The sequence below is a fragment of the Candidatus Kryptoniota bacterium genome (assembly GCA_036567965.1).
In the GTDB taxonomy this organism is placed as follows: Bacteria; Bacteroidota; Ignavibacteria; order Kryptoniales; family JAKASW01; genus JAKASW01.
This window is the reverse complement of record DATCTN010000007.1, coordinates 142,541-159,744: the sequence shown is the minus strand read 5'-3', so window position 1 is coordinate 159,744 and position 17,204 is coordinate 142,541. Positions and strand designations below refer to the sequence as shown.

Sequence of the window (17,204 nt, the reverse complement as noted above, 5' to 3'; positions counted from 1 at the left end):
TCTCTATATCAAGCAATGTCGAAAACCTTTGGAGTGAGTTCAAATCACCGCTAAATATAATAGTCGGCTCGAAAGCTTCAAATCTTGCAGGGAGTAAACCGTCGTTGAGGCCTCGACAAACGAATGCTATATTAACTTCGTGAAGCTGGACCTCTACATATTGAAGCGGAACGTCGGCCCGTTTCTCCTCTCCATGATTGTTATCACGTTCGTGTTTCTCCTCCAGTTCCTTATGCAGTCGATGGACCAAATCGTCGGCAAGGGATTAAGTATTGGGATCATCGTGCAATTGATAGTGTTCAATCTTGCCTGGATCGTAGTCCTTGCGGTTCCGATGTCCGTTCTGGTGGCGGTACTCATGGCGTTTGGCGGGCTATCATCGAGCAACGAAGTGACGGCGATAAAGGGCTCGGGAGTCGGACTACTAAGAATGATGTTCCCTGTCTTCCTGGCATCGATCGGGGTCTTCTACCTTCTCGTTCTGTTCGATAATGACGTCCTGCCGGATGCAAATCATCGTGCGAAGACGATCATGATCGATATCAGGCGAAAGAAGCCGACATTTACAATTGAACCCGGACAGTTCTCTCAGGAAATCGACGGTCACGCAATACTTGTTAGAAGAACAGTCCCGAATTCCACCGAGCTGTACGGGGTAACGATTTTTGATTTCAGCGTACCGGAGAAATTAAGAACCATCACGGCTGAAAAAGGCCAGGTGGCGTTCTCACCCAATTTCAAACAGATCATCATGCAGCTGTACGACGGTGAGATTGACGACTACGACATCAGCCAGTCGGGAGTCTACCAGCGGATTAGATTTCAGCATCAGCAAATCGTCTTGGCCGCGGAAGGGTTCGCCTTCGAAAACTCTTCCGAAAATGCGTTTCAAAGGGGCGATAGGGAACTGAGCGCGGACTCGATGAGAACCATTGTGGTCGGCATGAAAAAGGACGCGGCAATCCTGGAGGATCAACTAGTACTCTACCTTCAGAAGGATTTCAGGAATCTCACCCTTCCTTCAACCGGTGGGTACGTAATCTCGAACGCTGTTGACTCAACCCAGATATTCCTGCAAGCCCAGTCACGTCTTCTCTCGGCGACATCTGTGGCAAAGAGCCTTTTCGCAAGTCTCGATAACATGGAGCGGCAGATATATTCCTACCAGACCGAAATAGAAAAGAAGTATTCAATTCCCTTTGCAGCAATCGTGTTCGTGTTTTTAGGTGCTCCATTGGGAATGATGGCAAGGCGTGGAAACTTTGGTGTCTCAGCGGGTTTTAGCATTCTGTTTTTTGTGGTTTATTGGGCGTTTCTGATCGCCGGAGAAAAGCTCTCCGATAGAGAAATGTTAAGTCCTTTCATGGCGATGTGGCTCGCCAATATAGTTCTCGGTGGGCTTGGATTGATTCTCACATATAAAGTCTCCAGGGAAACGGTCATTATCAACTGGAGCACCGTCCTCCGACTCCTGCCCAAGAGATGGATATCGGAGGAAACCCTCGACGAGCTCTCAAAGCAGACGCGATGAAGAAGATCGACGTTTATATCATAAAGCAATTCGTGAGTGTGATTCTCTTCGCGCTGATTGCGTTCGCGATCATCTTCGTGTTGGTGGACCTGATGGAGCATCTTGACGACTTCATGGACCACGGAGTAGGACTCACCGTCGTCGCGATGTATTACCTTTATTTCACTCCGGAGATATTGAGGCTTGTTGCACCTGTCGCTGTTCTCCTTGCCTGTCTCTTCACCACTGGAAGAATGTCTAATCAAAACGAGATAATCGTTGTTAAGACGTCAGGCGTAGATATTTATCGAATCATGCTTCCGTTTCTTATTGTGTCTTCTATCCTTTGCCTCTTGATGATCTACTTCAATGAGTGGGTTGTGCCTAAAGCAAATCACGAAAAGTTCAGGATTGAGAAGATCTATCTCCAGCAGCATCAGGAGGGCTGGTGGAAGTTGAACATCTTCATGTTGGACAGCCATGACAGGATCGTGTCGATCGGTTATTTCGATGACGCAACAAATACTGCTTCGAGAGTATCCATACAGGAATTTGCAGACACTAACCTGACTTATCTTTCCAGAAGATATGATGCTCAAAGCATGACGTACGATACAGCGGCGCGCGAATGGGTACTGAAAGGTGCGATAGAACGAACATTCGATGGGCCGAAGGAGACATTTACAAGCTATGCTGTCCTACCGCTTCAGAGAATAAGTTTCAAGCCTGTTGATCTGCAGCAGAAAGAACTCAACCCTAATGATATGGATTATAGTCAGTTACGCAGATTTATTGAGCTTCAGAAGAACAGTGGTAACGATGTTGCCCGGTATGAAGTTGATTACTACTCGAAGGTCTCGTTTCCGTTCGCCGCAATTGTGGTGGTCTTCTTCGGGGTGCCGCTCTCGGCACGAAAGAAAAGGAGCGGGCTGGCGATGGAGTTTGGTGTCAGCATTCTGATATCGTTCATATACCTCCTTTTGATAAAGCTGAGTCAGGTATTGGGCTACGACGGTATCGTAAGCCCTTTTCTCACTGCTTGGCTCGCTAACATCATCTTCATCGCAGCGGGACTATACAGCACAGCAAAGGTCGAAAGGTAGGATCCACCGTCAGGTTACAACGGAGCATCTGCCGAATTGAGAGCGCGGCGAGCTATGACTCTCTCTTTCCCTGCACGAATTCCTCCGCTTCAGAAACGTCTTCCGGCGACCCGATGAGAAGCGCCGTTCGCTCGTGGAGAGATTCGGGACTCCTCTCAAGAATCCGCTGACGCCCGTCAGAAGCTTTTCCACCTGCGTGTTCCACGATGAAAGCAAGCGGTGACGCTTCATACAGGAGTCGGAGTTTCCCCTTCGGATGAAGAGTGTCTGACGGATACATGTAGATTCCGCCATAGAGAAGATTTCGATGAAAATCGGCGACAAGTGAACCGATATATCTCGAAGTGTAAGGACGATTAGTGTTTTTGTCCTCCGTTTTCAGATATGAAACATAACTACGTACGCCGGTTTCCCATCTCGCGAAGTTCCCTTCGTTCACGCTGTAAGTCGAGCCGCGTGACGGGATGCGTATCGATTCATGTGAGAGAAGAAATTCACCAACCGATGGATCAAGAGTGAATCCGTGTACTCCGTTGCCGGTACAGTAGACGAAGATTGTACTTGAGCCATAAATGACATACGCGGCTGCGACTTGTTTGTAACCAGGCTGTAGGCAGTCCAGCTCCGTTCCTGCGCCGGATAGTGTCACTCGACGATATATCCCGAAGATGCTTCCAATCGAAACGTTCGCGTCAATATTCGAAGAACCATCAAGCGGGTCGTAGATCAAAACGTATTTGCCTCTTTTGTACCGATCGGGTATTTCCAGAACCCCATCACTTTCTTCGGAGGCCATCACGCACAAGTGGCCGCCGTGGTCCATTGCCCGATAAATAGTCTGGTCCGCGAATTCGTCGAGCTTCTTTACTTCATCGCCACTGGCGTTCAATTTATGAGTCGTCCCTAGAATATCGATCAGTCCTGCCTTGCTTACTTCTCTCCAGATGAGCTTGATCGCGATCGCAAGGTCGCTAAGGAGTTCGCTGAAATCACCGGTCGCCTCGGGATGTTTGTGCTCCCCTTGCATGATATGACGCCCCAGCGTCATAAGCCGGCTCTTCTCCGTCATGTTGTCTCCATTGTTGGTTATTTAGCGGCAGTGGAACGCGCCTTTTGGGCCATGCGCTCCTGATCCTTGTACTGAAGCTGGTATAATCTGTAGTAAATTCCCCCCGTTGCAATCAGCTCTTGATGGGTCCCCTGTTCTCGGATTTCACCCTTATGTAACACTATGATTTTCGATGCATGCTGGATAGTGGAAAGCCTGTGAGCTATTACAATACTGGTTCGTCCACGCAGAAGATTCTCAGTCGCTCTCTGGATCAGCTGCTCGGTCTCCGTATCGATGTTCGCGGTTGCCTCGTCGAGAACCAAGATCCGAGGATCATGCGCAAGCGCCCGCGCAAATGAAATCAATTGTTTCTGGCCGACTGAAAGCGCTGCGCCTCGTTCCTTAACATCTTCTTCGTAAAGTTCCGGCAGCCGCCTTATGAACTGGTCAGCTCCGACAAGAGCAGCGGCCCTCTCGACCTTTTCCATGGTAATGTCGCTATTACCCAGTGAAATATTTTCACGGATACTTCCGGAAAAGAGAAAAACATCCTGCATCACGATCGCGATGTTTTTCCGAAGGACGGAAGTCGGAATCTCCTTGATGTTTATACCGTCGAGGTAAACGCCACCCTCGTTCAAATCGTAGAAGCGCATAAGGAGATTAACGATAGAAGTCTTTCCGGCGCCCGTCGCTCCGACAATCGCCACAGTCTCACCAGGTTGAGCGGCAAAAGTGACATTCTTCAGTACATAGTTCTTGTCATCGTATGCAAACGTAACATCTTTGAACTCTATTTTACCCTGCGCATGTTTGAACTCGATCGGAGTCTCCGGCTCGGGAACAACCGTCTTGTCGTCGATGACTTTGAAAATCCTCTCAGAAGAAGCCATCGCGGTCTGAAGAATATTATACTTATCGGACAAGTCGCGGATAGGCATGAAGAACTGCTCGGTAAACTGGAGAAAGGCGATCAGCACTCCGATCGAAATCGTTCCGCTCGCAGGATTAAATGTCGCCGGAACGATGTGTGTCCCACCGTACCAGATTATCAGGCCAATAGCGATTGCGCTGGTCAGTTCGACACCGGGATAGAACAGTGCATAGTAGAAAACCGACTTGATATTCGCGTCTCTGAGTTTACCGCTTACTTCCTCGAAATTATGCAGTGCCCTCCTCTCCCGATTGTAAACCTGGTCCACGATGACCCCCGAGATGTGCTCTTGCAGAAATGCGTTCATGCGGGCGATCAGCAGACGAACCTGCCTGTACGCGGAACGTACATTTCTTCTGAACTGCATCGTGATATATCCCAGGATCGGGAGGACGGTCAATGTGACGAGAGAAAGCGGAACGCTCAAAGAAAACATGAAATACAGGATCCATAGGATCGTGAAAATGTCACCGAAGGCCATCACGATGCCGGAGGAAAAAAGATCGTTCAACGCTTCGACGTCGTTGGTCACTCTCGTGACGAGTCTGCCCACGGGATTCCGGTCGAAGTACCTGATCCCCAGCTTCTGCAGGTGGTTGTATATCTGCATCCTCACGTCGAAGATGGTCTTCTGACCGATCCACTGTGTGAGGTAAGCCGAACCGTATCGTAGGAACGCCTGCAGGGCGGTAACTGCGAACAGCTCAAGGATTATCTGGAAGAGTCCGGCTGGATTTGAGTTCTTGATATAATTGTCAATCGCGATCTTCGTCAGGTAAGGTCTGATCGGGCCCATCCCGGAGTATGCGATGGTTATTATTATTGCTATGACAACTTGTATCCAGAAGGGCCGCAGATAATGCAGCAGCCGCCGCATCAGCCGCGCATCGTAAGCCTTGCCGAGTATTTCTTCTTCGTGCAGATCTACTGCCATGTCAGTCCGGGTTCACGATGTTGGTCGGGTTTTTCGAAGCAAACGCGTTAATGTTGTCGACGGTCGTTTCAAGTATTCTCTCGACCGCCTCAACGCTGTCGAATGCGATGTGAGGCGTTATAATCACGTTTTCGCGATTCAGAAGAATATTTTTTTCGAGTACTGCCTTAAGGTGTTGGATGGAAACGTTCCGAGTCAGCATTTGGTTCTCTTCCTTGACGAGGTCTTCACCTTCAAACACATCGAGCCCCGCACCGCCGAATATGCCGGCCTCAAGTGCATAGTGGAGCGCCGCAGGTTCGATAATGCTGGCACGGGCGGTATTGATAAACAGCGCTCCCCTTTTTACCAGATCTATGTTTGACATGTTGATCAGGTGATGAGTGGCCTTGTTATACGGGCAATGAAGTGAAATAATGTCGGATTTCCGAAGCAGCGTGTCGAGCGGGGCATACTTAAACCCGAGGACTTCTTCCATGAAGTGATTCTTGTGGATGTCAAAGGCGAGAACATTCATGCCAAAACCCTTCGCGATCTTGATTACATGAGAGCCGATACTCCCCGCACCCACCACTCCGAGAGTCTTTCCTTTTATGTCCCAGCCTTCCAGACCATCGACCGAGAAATTGTTTCTCATTGTTCTTACATACGCTTTGTGAATGTTCCGAGACAGTGCGAGGATCAATCCGAACGTGTGCTCTGCAACGGTGTTCTCGCCATAATAAGGAACGTTGCTGACAGGAATTCCCTTTGCTGATGCTGTTTTCAAATCTATGTGATTGAACCCCGTGCTCCGTGTCGAGATAAATTTCAGTTTTGGCAGTGCGGCGAGATTCTTTTTATCGAGAACGGAGTAAATGAACACTGAAGCGATCTCAGCATCCCGCGCCGAGGAAATATTTTCTGCGGTCAGCGGATCTTTGTAAAATGTCAGCTTGAACTTCCCTTTCAGTGCCCTGTTGATAAACTTCTTCTCTCCTGCGTCAACTTCATAAAAATTGATCTTTATCAAGACGATTACATCCTTTGTAATTCTTCTTCAAGAAGTTGACGGTTGTAGAGATCGGCGTATATCCCGTTCAGCACAACGAGCTCCTCGTGTGTGCCTGTCTCGACAATCGCTCCGTTCTCCAGCACGATAATTGAGTCGGCGTCTTTCACGGTTGAGATTCGATGGCTGATGATGATGCTTGTTCTTTCCTTCATTACCTGTTTCAGTTGCGTCAGTATAGCTTCTTCCGTGTAGGTGTCGACTGCCGACAATGCGTCATCGAGGATCAGAATGCTCGGTTTTCTGAGGATAGCTCTTGCGATTCCCACTCTTTGCTTTTGGCCGCCGGAAAGTGTAATTCCTCTTTCACCGACGAGCGTATCGTACTTGAGCGGGAATGAATCGATATCCTTCTGAATCTGTGAAACGTTTGCCGCCCACTCGATTTCTTCGCGGGTGGCGTGCTCCACACCGTACGCGATGTTGTTCGCTATCGTATCGGAGAACAAAAAAGTTTCCTGCTGTACATAACCGATATTTCTTCGAAGCACGTCCAGAGGAATCCTCCTGACGGAATTACCGTCAATCAGCAGTTCACCTGCCGAGGTGTCCAGCAGCCGCGGGAGAAGGTTGACGAGGGTGGATTTTCCCGCGCCTGTCCTCCCGACAATGGCAAGTGTCGATCCACTGTCGATCTCGATAGATATATTCTGCAGCGCGTAATATTCCTTTGACGGAAATCTGAACGAGACATCGCGGTATGAAATGCTTCCTTTGACACCGGTGATTGAACGGTCGGTTTCGTCGGTGTCCTTAATCTCAGGTTGAGTTGACAGTATCTTGTTCAGCCGGCCCATCGACGCCGCGCCGCGTTGGAAAATATTCACGACCCATCCGAATGCGATAAGTGGCCACGTGAGCAGACCGAGGTAAATCAGAAACGACACTACGGTTCCGAGCGAAAGTGTGTTTCTTATGACGTCCAGACCTCCGCGCCAGAGAACTATTACTGTGGATGCACCCGTGAGGATTCCGAGAAGCGGCCACATGATCGACTGCACTTGAGCCAGCACGAGATTCTTCTTCATGTAGTCGATACTCATCGACTTGAATCGGCCCTCTTCATAATCTTCCCTGACGTATGAGCGCACGACTCTCACGCCTGCGATACTTTCCTGTGCCCTTGCCGTAAGTGAACTGTACTGTGCCTGTACACCCTCGAAATGATGATTCACGAACTTCCCCAGGTAATAAACAGCCGCTGATACAAACGGAAGCGGGATAAGCGCATATAACGAAAGTCTCACGTCAAGTGAGAACATTATCGCGATGACCATTATGAAACCGGTGACGGTGTCGGAGGTATACATTATCCCGGGACCAAGCACGTTACGAACCGCAGAGATATCGTTTGTCGCGTGAGCCATCAGGTCTCCGGTCGGGGTATTCAGGAAGAAAGGATAAGAAAGTTTCTGGATGTGAGAATAAAAATCGTTCACGAGGTCGAACTCTATGCGCCGCGACGTGACAATTATTGTTTGCCTGGTGAGAAACGTGAAGAACCCACTCAGGAATATCAAGCTTATTGTTAGAGCAGCATACTCAATGAGCTTGCCTGCCGACGGAGCAGACTTCATCTGATCTATCGCGCCACCTATAACGAGGGGCACATAATTACCGAAAAGATTCGCCAGAAGTACTGTCAGCAGGCCGATGAACAGAGTCCTCTTGTACTTCTTAAGGTACGGAAGCAATCGTAAAAGGTGCTTCATAATCTATTCAATCACCGTGAATCCAGTGTACTTGTGAAGTGCTTTTGGAACGATGATCTTTCCTTCCGGTGTCTGATAATTCTCCATCAGTGCGACCATGAGACGCGACGTGGCAAGCCCGGAGCCGTTCAGAGTGTGGACGAATTCCGGTTTCGCCTTCGGGTCTCTCTTGAACCTGATGTTTGCGCGCCTTGCCTGAAAGCTCTCGAAGTTTGAGCAACTCGAAGCCTCCAGCCATCCATCTCGCGCCTCCGTCGCAGGCGCGAATACCTCTATGTCATAGCATTTCGCAGCCGAAAAACTCAAGTCACCTGTGCTAAGAAGCATTACCTTGTAGGGAATATTTAGAAGCTGCAAAACTTCCTCCACATCCGAGACCAGTTTTTCCAGCTCCTCGTACGAGTCTTCCGGTTTTGTGAACTTGACGAGTTCCACCTTATTGAATTGATGGACACGCAGAAATCCGCGAGACTCTTTTCCCCAGCTTCCAGCTTCACGTCTGAAGCATGCCGAATAAGCGACATACTTGATTGGAAGCTGTTCAGCCGGAATGATCTCGTCGCGTCGTAAGTTCGTGACAGGAACCTCCGCAGTTGGGATAAGATATAAGTCGTCAATCTCACAGTGATACATATCCTCAGCCATTTTGGGAAGCTGACCGGTACCGCGCATCGATGCCTGATTTACCATGAACGGCGGAAACACCTCGGTGTAGCTATGTTTATTAACATGCAAATCAAGCATAAAGTTTATCAGAGCTCGCTCCAAAGAGGCACCCTTCCCAAGATAAACCGGAAAGCCTGCGCCGGAGACTTTACTGCCTCGTCCAAAATCAAGGATTCCCAACTTTTCGCCGAGCGCCAAATGATCAAGAAGTTTGAAGTCTGCACTCTTCTTCTCGCTTACGTCTCCCCACCTTCTCACTTCGACGTTTTGAGCCGCACCAGTTCCGATGGGCACCGACGAATGAGGAACGTTCGGAACAAAAAGGAGGAGATCATTAAGCTTTTCCTCAACTTCCTTCAACTCAGCTTCAACGCCTTTCAGAGATTCACCTCTTAGCTTCCCATCGGCAATCAGGGTTGAGGCGTCCTTCTTCTGCTGCTTTAGCTTTGCCACCTCTTCCGCGATCCTGTTGCGCTCGCTTTTTATTGCGTCAGACTTTTGGATGAGGTCTCGCCGTTTGGAATCAAGGGCGAGTATTTCGTCGAGGTGGTCCGTCTCCTTCTTGTGACGAATAGCTTCCCGCACCAATTGTGGATTTTCCCGTATGAATTTCAGGTCGAGCATTTTCTCCGCCGTCAGTTCTTGAAAGTTTTTTCGATGATTCCCGCTCGCTTCATCTGCTGTTTCATAAGGAGGAGAGAATCTTTTATAGAAGGCATTCCTATGCCGAGGTCCGTTTGAGCCTTCAAACAAACGAAACTGGAATTGAGAGGACGTCTCGCTAATTGCGTAAGGTCATGCGTCTTGATCGGTTTCACAAGTTCAAAATCGAGATTGAAAACGGATGCGATCTCCCGGGCAAACTCGAAGCGCGAGACCGTCTCGAAGCCCGATACGTGGTACAGCCCGCGCGCATTCTTCTGACAGACTTTCAATATAGCAAAGGCAAGTTCGTCTGCAAGAGTCGGGTTTCCGACCTGGTCGGTCACGACACTGATCTCTTCGCTCTTCGAGAGTTTATCAATGACCCAGAGGACAAAATTCTTTTTTACATTTGACGCATATCCGTAGAGGACCTGAGTTCGAAGAATTGCAAAATCACCGACCTTCGATATTACAAGATTTTCACCGGCCAGCTTTGTACGACCGTAGTAGTTCACCGGTTCCGGTACCGACTCTTCGGAATAACTTCCCTTCAGCCCGTTGAAAACATAGTCGGTCGACACGTGCACCAGCTTGCATCCGAAAATGTTTGCTGCTTCCGCCAGATAACCGACTGCAGTAGCGTTAATTTTGTAGGCAATTTCCTTCTGACGTTCAGCGCCGTCCACGTCAGTGAACGCGGCCGCGTTGATTATTATCGACGGCTTATAGGTCGACACCGTGTCCACGACTTTCTCACGGTCAGTAATGTCCAGTGTGAGAAAATCTTCTCCTTCTTCCTCGATCCCGCAGCGAATGAGTTCATATTCGGATTCCCTTTCGAAGACCTCAACAATCTTCTGACCCAGGAGACCGCGCGCGCCGGCAACAAGGATTCTATCTCGGTTCATTCATTCCCACCAATTTCCAATCGAGCATCGCCGCTGGTCCGGCAACAGACACTTTTCTTGACGCCATACTTACAGCAAATTGGGCTGCCTCGAGATAACCAGCTCCTTTCACGACAGCATGGAGGAACGAAGCGCCGAACACATCGCCACTCCCGGTCGGGTCAACGATTTCAACCGACTTGGGTTCGAGATGGTATTCAACTACATTCTTGTTTTCTTTTTGGTAAAGCATTGCTCCCCTTTCGGCCAATGTCACAACGACCGCACCCGGTCCCGAATTGAGGATTTTGCACGCGAGCTCCCGAATTCCAGGCCCGTTAGTGTCGATCACTTTCGCTTCCTCTTCGTTGAGTTGGACACTATCGGCGAGCGAACACCAATCGAGGTAATCTGCTCGGGGTACTCTCACGCGTTTCGAATCGGGCAAGTGCTTCATGACGATATTATGAAGATCGAGATGAATATGAGACGCATGCGAAACTGCGCGAAGCTCCGCCAGAGTTGTAAGAGCCAGATCGCTTCCACTTATCAGGTTTACATGTATCCCATCTGCCGGCAGGAAAGGCCGAATTGCTTCAAGTGTCGTGGGACTTATAGGTTGAGTGCTGCACTCCCACCGGTTGTTTTCGTCCTGGTAAAACAGATTCACTCTTCTGGTCGGATTGTTTGCATGATAAATACCCCGGAGATCCACCGATGGGATTTTGCCGAAGAGGCCGGCGAAATACTCACGGTCTTCATCGTGAACTCCTATGACCGGAACGATTTCGATTCCGTCACCGAGGATTCCGGCCGCAACAACTGAATAAGAAATCCCGCCGTGCTCATTGTATACCCTGCCGTCGGCCTTATGAATGACGTCTATGCAGGGTTCACCGATTACAAGGATTCGCATCGGAGCCGCGTCAGAGTTTCGAGCCTTTCGACCTGAACTCGACCAGTTTCTTCTTCACTTCGCCGTCAGAGAGGCCGATTATTTCCGCAGCAAGCACTCCAGCGTTCTTAGCGCCGGCTTTGCCGATAGCGACTGTCGCCACAGGTATGCCGGGGGGCATCTGCACTATCGAGTAGAGCGCATCCACTCCCGAAAGCTCAGAGCCGCTAAGTGGGACTCCTATGACCGGAAGCGTGGTCAAACTTGCTACAACTCCCGGAAGGTGGGCTGCCATTCCTGCGCCCGCAATAATGAGACTATAACCGTTTTTCTCCGCGTTCGAGGCGAACTCCGAAGTCTCCTTCGGATTGCGGTGCGCGCTCAGCACGTGAAGTTCATGCTGGATGCCGAAGTAATCCAGATACGGGAAAGCTTCCGATATAGCGGATTCGTCCGACTTGCTCCCGATCAGGACAGCGACTTTGGGTTTTGACATCATTCTCCCTTGTGCTTGTAAACTTTCTCCGGATCAAAAACTCGCTTGCCCACTTCAACAAGCCCCGCGTCAGAAACCTTTCTGTGGAAACAAGAACGGTGACCTGTATGACACGCGGCACCACCTACCTGCTCCACCTTGAGCACCACGGCGTCTCCATCGCAATCAACGAGGATTTCCCTGACGTTCTGAACGTTTCCGGATTCTTCCCCCTTGTGCCAAAGTCTCTTCCTGGACCGGCTCCAGTAAACAGCTTGTCCTGTTTCGACAGTTTTACGAATGCTTTCCTCGTTCATGTGTGCCAGCATGAGGATCTCCCCGGTGGAGTAATCCTGCGCGACCGCAGTTACGAGTCCGTCGCTCCCGAATTTCAATTCGCTTTTTATCTTGTTAAAGTCAATCATAGTCTCACAGTAACACCTTTATCCGACAAATAGTTTTTCACCTGTTTGATTGTAAACGTGCCAAAATGGAAAACCGATGCGGCGAGGACGGCGTCGGCGCCACCTTTCTCAATCGCCTCGTGAAAATGATCGAGTGTACCCGCTCCACCGCTCGCGATCACGGGTACATTCACGCACCCCGATATCTTCTTGAGCAGCTCGACGTCGTAACCGCTGGATGTTCCATCCCTGTCGATGCTGGTCAGGAGGATTTCTCCGCCGCCGCTATTCGCGGCGTATCTCGTCCATTCGACGGCATCGAGTCCCGTGGGCGTTCGTCCTCCATTAATGTACACTTCATAACCGCAAGGTGCTTGGATCTTTTCAATCATCAGTCTCTCGAGCGCGACCGGCACAGTCATTCTATCTTTGGATACCGATCCGTTGACTTTCTTAGCGTCGACCGCGATTACGATGCACTGAACTCCAAATTCCTCAGCAGCGTCGGAAATAAGGTCCGGGGTAAGGATAGCGGCAGTGTTCAGACTTACTTTGTCAGCTCCGTTCGACAGGATTGTCCTCACATCATCCACTGTGCGGATTCCGCCGCCGACCGTAAAGGGGAGGAAAACAGTTTCGGCAGTCTGTCTGACCACGTTGAGCATTGTCCCGCGATCGTCCACGCTCGCAGTTATGTCGAGAAATATAATCTCGTCAGCGCCCTCGCTTTCATAAAACTTTGCAGAATCGACGGGATCGCCCGCGTCTCGAAGGTTGACAAAATTAATTCCCTTGACAACCCTTCCTGCATCGACGTCGAGGCAAGGTATGATTCTTTTTGCTAACATCGGCGCGTCGGGCCAAGGTCTTCGAGAGACTTCTCGTTAACACGCCAGAGTCCCTCGCACGGAAATTTGTTTTCGTAAAGTGCCTTCCCAATAATCACGGAGTCCACACCGTAGGGTTCCAGCTCCTGCAACTTAATGAGATCTTCATACGAGGTCACGCCGCCTGAGGCAGTGATCCGGAGGCCAGTTTCGAGAGCAAAGCTTCTCAGTGCGTCAATGTTAGCGCCTTCGAGAGCCCCGTCACGGGAAATGTCCGTATAGATTACCCTGACTATCCCCTCCTCCTTGAGTTCCTTCCCGAGCTTTGCGGCGGAAATGTCTCCCGATCGTTTCCACCCTTTGATCTGGACGACGCCGTTTAGTGCGTCTATCCCCACCGCGATCCGTCGAGGACCGAAATCCTTGAGAAGCCGCAGAAGCATTTTCCTGTTCTCGACGGCAGCCGTACCTATAATGACCCTGTAAACGCCCGCGTCCAGGGCCCTCTTCGCATCCTCGTATTTGCGCAATCCTCCACCAAACTGGACCGGGATATCAACCGCTTCCACAATGCACTTCAGGGTATCGAAGTTCACAAGTTTTCCTTCGAACGCGCCATCAAGATCCACCACGTGAAGTGCTTTGAAGTTTTCACCGCGCCAAACGATTGCGGTTTTTACCGGATCGTCGGAATAAATCTTCTCGGTTCCTGCCTCACCGTGGATCAGCCTGACGCACTTACCGTTTCTCAAGTCTATTGCGGGAATCACGAGTATCATTTTAAATCTTCAGAAAATTTTCCAGAATTGTCAGACCGAAAGTCTGACTCTTCTCCGGATGAAACTGAATTCCGAATATGTTTTCCTTTTCAACGACTGAGGGAAACGTGACACCATACTGGGTCGAGCCCGAGACATTTTCTGGATCTGTCTTCACAAAATAAGAATGAACGAAATAAGCGAACTCTTTGTCATTGAGTCCGGAAAACAGCTTCGAGCGCTTCACGAAATCGACCTGGTTCCAGCCGATGTGAGGGACTTTCACGGATGAATTGAAAGAGACTACTTCGCCGGGAATCAGGCCAAGCCCGTCGTATACGCCGCGCTCGAAGCTAACAGTGAACAGCAGTTGCATTCCAAGGCAGACACCAAGAAGTGGCGCACCGCCTTTGCCGAATTCCATGATTGCCCTGCCGATGCCGAGTGATTCTATGTTCCTCATCGCTGCACCGAACGCTCCAACACCCGGGAGCACAAGTCTTGAAGAATTTCTGATCCTCTCCGGACTCTGGGTCAACTCGACCGTTGCACCGACTTTCTGGAATGCCTTCACAATCGAAAGTAGGTTGCTCGTACGGTAATCGACAACCGTGACGTTATAAGTCGTCATTCTCTTCGATAAGCTTGCTCAGCTCTTTGCTTCTAGCAGTCGCGGTCGAGACGGCATTGATCAGCATCGTCCTTAGCCCGTAAGTTTCCAATTCATGGACTGCGGCGATCGCGGTACCACCCGGCGTTGTGACCTCATCCTTCAAGATCGCCGGATGCTTTCCGGTTTCGATGACGAGCTTAGCTGATCCAAAGACGGTCTGAGCCGCGAGTCTGAATGCAATTTGCCTCGGGATTCCCATTTTCACGCCGCCATCAGTCATGGCCTCGATCACCATATAGATATATGCAGGACCGCTTCCGCTTAGTCCCGTGACGGCGTCAAGCAAGTGCTCAGGTACAATTTCCACGGTTCCTACGGATTTGAAAATCGTGTTGGCGATTTTGAGATGGTCGTCGTCTGCGAACTTCCCTTTCGAAATGGCAGTTGCACCGGCGTCGACCATCGCCGGTGTGTTTGGCATTGATCTGATTACCGGGCAGGAGACTCCGAGCGCGGTGTTTATGAAAGTCGTCTTTATTCCTGCCATCACACTAATGATAAGTTGCGACGGCTTGACCGAATCTTTGATTTCACTCAGAACCTGTTTTGAATTCTGCGGTTTAACCGCAATCAACAAAATATCGGATACCCTGGCAACTTTGCGATTATCTGAAGTTGTGTGAATCCCGAATTGTTTCTGAAGTTCCTCGAGACTCTCAGCGCTTCTCCTTGAAGCATAAATATTTTTCGGAGATGTCAGCTTCGCTTTTAATAATCCGCCGATGACCGCAGACCCGATATGGCCAGCTCCTATTACACCGATCGTCTTGTCGCTTAACATTTACAATTTTCCCTTGGTTGATTGAATTCCTTTTATTCTCGGATTTATAGCAACAGCCTCTCGGAGCGCTACAGCACAGCTTTTAAAGAGTGCCTCAACGCGATGATGATTGTTCTTGCCGTAGATCAGCTCGACATGGACATTCGCCTTGAGGTTATCCGCCAGCGATCTGAAGAAGTGTTCGACCATTTCCGTCGACAGGTCGTTTACCTTCGGGCGTGTAAACTCCGCCTTGAAGACGCAGTAACCCCGACCGGACAGGTCGACAACACATCTGGCAAGCGACTCATCCATAGGAACGTAAGCTGAACCGTATCGAGAGATACCCTTCTTCTCATTGAGCGCTTTGTCAATGCATTTTCCGATAACAATCGCCACATCTTCAACGGTGTGGTGATCGTCGATGTCAACATCACCTTTCGACTTGAGAGTCAGATCGATCAGGCTGTGCTTTGAAAACAGCTCGAGCATGTGATCAAAAAACCTGATCCCCGACGCGACATTTGAATTACCTGTACCGTCCAGGTTTACAGAACAAGAAATCTTTGTTTCCCTGGTATTACGATCGATAGATGCTTTTCGTGCCACTTTTTTTAATTCAAAATGCTGATTTTATGACAGAAATGCAAGAATTCAGGGCGCCGAAGGATGACTGACCTTCCAGCTTAACAAAATGAGGTTTCCGCGACAAACAATGACCAGGAAAAATACCATGAACTAAACTCTTGGTTAGGATGTTAAATGGACATTAGGCAAGGATGATTCGCACACACGAGCGGCTGGCAAAGTCAGGAGGCTATCCATTGAAGAGAGGCACATTTTCCGCGGCACTACTCGACACGCGCCAAACACTTTTCCTGATTTTCAGCCTCATCATCTGTTCCACAATGTCGAGCCAAGCGTTTGCAGTTGGGCCGATGACAGGAGGTCCGGCTCACGACACTAGATCCGACAGTAACTCGGTAATTCGCGCCGACTCCCTGGTGATGACCTCGACAGGCGGAGCAAAATCTGTTTATGTGCCGCGTTGGTATGAAATGATCACCAGATTACCAGGCGACTGGGAGAGATTCGGACTCCAATCCTTTCGGACAGAAAACATACCGCTGGCAGTTGGGATTGCCGGATTGACAGCCGGACTTATGGCTGCTGACAATGGCCTGTGGCAAGCTGAGAGCGGCTGGTACAACAGGCATCGTGGATTCCGCGGCTTCTCAAACGATATGGTATTTGTCGGCGACGGTCGGTTTCAATTCGGGATTGTCGGAGCCTTCGCGACTTACGGTTTCGCGTTTAACGACTCTCGCGCACTTCGGACCGCAAGTGAAGTGACCGAGGCGATCCTTGCCACCGGCGCAGTCGTGCAATTTCTAAAGCACGCGACAGGGAGAGAACGACCGGAGGTCGCGTCAGAAATAGGCGGAGACTGGACTTTCTTTCCCGGCCAACTCGCCTACTTGAAGCATGTGCCCCATTACGATTCATTTCCATCCGGTCACATTGCCACCGCTACGACGACACTAATTGTGATTGCAGAGAATTATCCGGAGGTCACGTGGCTGAAACCCGCGGGCTACGTGGTGCTTGGAATGATTTCATCGAGTCTGGTCGCATACGGGATTCATTGGTGGAGCGACATCCCGCTCGGCATCGTTCTTGGTTATTCGTTTGGTGAAATAGCATCTCATCCCTTAAACGTTCATCTTGATTCGTCTTCCGGAAACTATTCTCCGAAACTTTCATTCGAGCCGGTCTTAATGCAGAACGGCCTCGGTGTAGATCTGGGGCTTTCCTTTTAGGCGCCAGTATGCCGTGCTTTCAGAAGCGGCCTGACACGAAACTCATGTAACCGAGTCGCCTATACAAAGACGAAGCCCGCCCAAAGAAGCTGGACGGGC

The 17,204-nt window shown here is 49.9% G+C and carries 17 protein-coding genes; 3 read left to right on the top strand and 14 right to left on the bottom strand.

The genetic code is table 11. The annotated features are described in order from the left end of the window. Positions 1 to 160 precede the first annotated feature (160 nt). Entirely contained in the window at positions 161 to 1,531 is a 1,371-nt protein-coding gene (locus VIS48_02330) for an LptF/LptG family permease (GenBank protein HEY9164979.1), read from the top strand. Beyond that, positions 1,528 to 2,613 carry an LptF/LptG family permease gene (locus VIS48_02325; protein ID HEY9164978.1) on the top strand — a complete coding sequence of 362 codons (1,086 nt, stop codon included), beginning with the start codon at positions 1,528 to 1,530 and terminating at the stop codon, positions 2,611 to 2,613. The genes VIS48_02330 and VIS48_02325 overlap by 4 nt, the downstream gene beginning before the upstream one ends. A gap of 52 nt (positions 2,614 to 2,665) precedes the next feature. Here the strand turns inward: VIS48_02325 and fbp are convergent, their stop codons facing one another. Genes fbp through hisB form a run of 14 tightly spaced genes read right to left on the bottom strand, consistent with a single transcriptional unit; the run spans position 2,666 to position 15,894 of the window. Next, a complete protein-coding gene (gene fbp, locus VIS48_02320) occupies positions 2,666 to 3,682 on the bottom strand; it encodes a class 1 fructose-bisphosphatase (protein ID HEY9164977.1) in 1,017 nt (338 codons plus the stop codon). Positions 3,683 to 3,699: 17 nt separating this feature from the next. Beyond that, complete coding sequence (locus VIS48_02315) at positions 3,700 to 5,532, bottom strand: ABC transporter ATP-binding protein (protein HEY9164976.1); 1,833 nt, start codon at positions 5,530 to 5,532, stop codon at positions 3,700 to 3,702. Between the two features lies 1 nt (position 5,533). Continuing rightward, positions 5,534 to 6,544: a hydroxyacid dehydrogenase gene (locus VIS48_02310; protein ID HEY9164975.1), complete on the bottom strand. Its 1,011-nt coding sequence runs from the start codon at positions 6,542 to 6,544 to the stop codon at positions 5,534 to 5,536. A 5-nt stretch (positions 6,545 to 6,549) separates the two neighbouring features. Beyond that, positions 6,550 to 8,295: an ABC transporter ATP-binding protein gene (locus VIS48_02305; protein ID HEY9164974.1), complete on the bottom strand. Its 1,746-nt coding sequence runs from the start codon at positions 8,293 to 8,295 to the stop codon at positions 6,550 to 6,552. A gap of 3 nt (positions 8,296 to 8,298) precedes the next feature. Continuing rightward, positions 8,299 to 9,585, bottom strand: coding sequence for a serine--tRNA ligase (gene serS / locus VIS48_02300; GenBank protein HEY9164973.1), 1,287 nt, complete (start codon positions 9,583 to 9,585; stop codon positions 8,299 to 8,301). 11 nt (positions 9,586 to 9,596) lie between these two features. Continuing rightward, on the bottom strand, positions 9,597 to 10,514 hold the full coding sequence (gene rfbD, locus VIS48_02295) for a dTDP-4-dehydrorhamnose reductase (GenBank protein HEY9164972.1): 918 nt from the start codon (positions 10,512 to 10,514) through the stop codon (positions 9,597 to 9,599). Next, complete coding sequence (locus VIS48_02290) at positions 10,501 to 11,409, bottom strand: carbohydrate kinase family protein (GenBank protein ID HEY9164971.1); 909 nt, start codon at positions 11,407 to 11,409, stop codon at positions 10,501 to 10,503. Before VIS48_02290 ends, rfbD begins: the two co-directional genes overlap by 14 nt. A gap of 10 nt (positions 11,410 to 11,419) precedes the next feature. Next, positions 11,420 to 11,887, bottom strand: coding sequence for a 5-(carboxyamino)imidazole ribonucleotide mutase (gene purE / locus VIS48_02285; GenBank protein HEY9164970.1), 468 nt, complete (start codon positions 11,885 to 11,887; stop codon positions 11,420 to 11,422). Next, positions 11,884 to 12,288: a phosphoribosyl-AMP cyclohydrolase gene (gene hisI, locus VIS48_02280; GenBank protein HEY9164969.1), complete on the bottom strand. Its 405-nt coding sequence runs from the start codon at positions 12,286 to 12,288 to the stop codon at positions 11,884 to 11,886. The genes purE and hisI overlap by 4 nt, the downstream gene beginning before the upstream one ends. Then, entirely contained in the window at positions 12,285 to 13,115 is an 831-nt protein-coding gene (hisF, locus tag VIS48_02275; protein HEY9164968.1) for an imidazole glycerol phosphate synthase subunit HisF, read from the bottom strand. The genes hisI and hisF overlap by 4 nt, the downstream gene beginning before the upstream one ends. Further along, positions 13,109 to 13,873: a 1-(5-phosphoribosyl)-5-[(5-phosphoribosylamino)methylideneamino]imidazole-4-carboxamide isomerase gene (hisA, locus tag VIS48_02270; protein ID HEY9164967.1), complete on the bottom strand. Its 765-nt coding sequence runs from the start codon at positions 13,871 to 13,873 to the stop codon at positions 13,109 to 13,111. Before hisA ends, hisF begins: the two co-directional genes overlap by 7 nt. Before the next feature lies 1 nt (position 13,874). Continuing rightward, complete coding sequence (hisH, locus tag VIS48_02265; protein ID HEY9164966.1) at positions 13,875 to 14,483, bottom strand: imidazole glycerol phosphate synthase subunit HisH; 609 nt, start codon at positions 14,481 to 14,483, stop codon at positions 13,875 to 13,877. Then, positions 14,470 to 15,306 (bottom strand): pyrroline-5-carboxylate reductase, encoded by an 837-nt coding sequence (gene proC / locus VIS48_02260; protein HEY9164965.1) that lies wholly within the window; start codon positions 15,304 to 15,306, stop codon positions 14,470 to 14,472. Before proC ends, hisH begins: the two co-directional genes overlap by 14 nt. Then, positions 15,307 to 15,894: an imidazoleglycerol-phosphate dehydratase HisB gene (hisB, locus tag VIS48_02255; GenBank protein ID HEY9164964.1), complete on the bottom strand. Its 588-nt coding sequence runs from the start codon at positions 15,892 to 15,894 to the stop codon at positions 15,307 to 15,309. 215 nt (positions 15,895 to 16,109) lie between these two features. Here hisB and VIS48_02250 point away from each other — a divergent pair, with 215 nt between their 5' ends. Then, entirely contained in the window at positions 16,110 to 17,105 is a 996-nt protein-coding gene (locus tag VIS48_02250) for a phosphatase PAP2 family protein (protein HEY9164963.1), read from the top strand. The last annotated feature ends 99 nt before the right edge of the window (positions 17,106 to 17,204 follow it).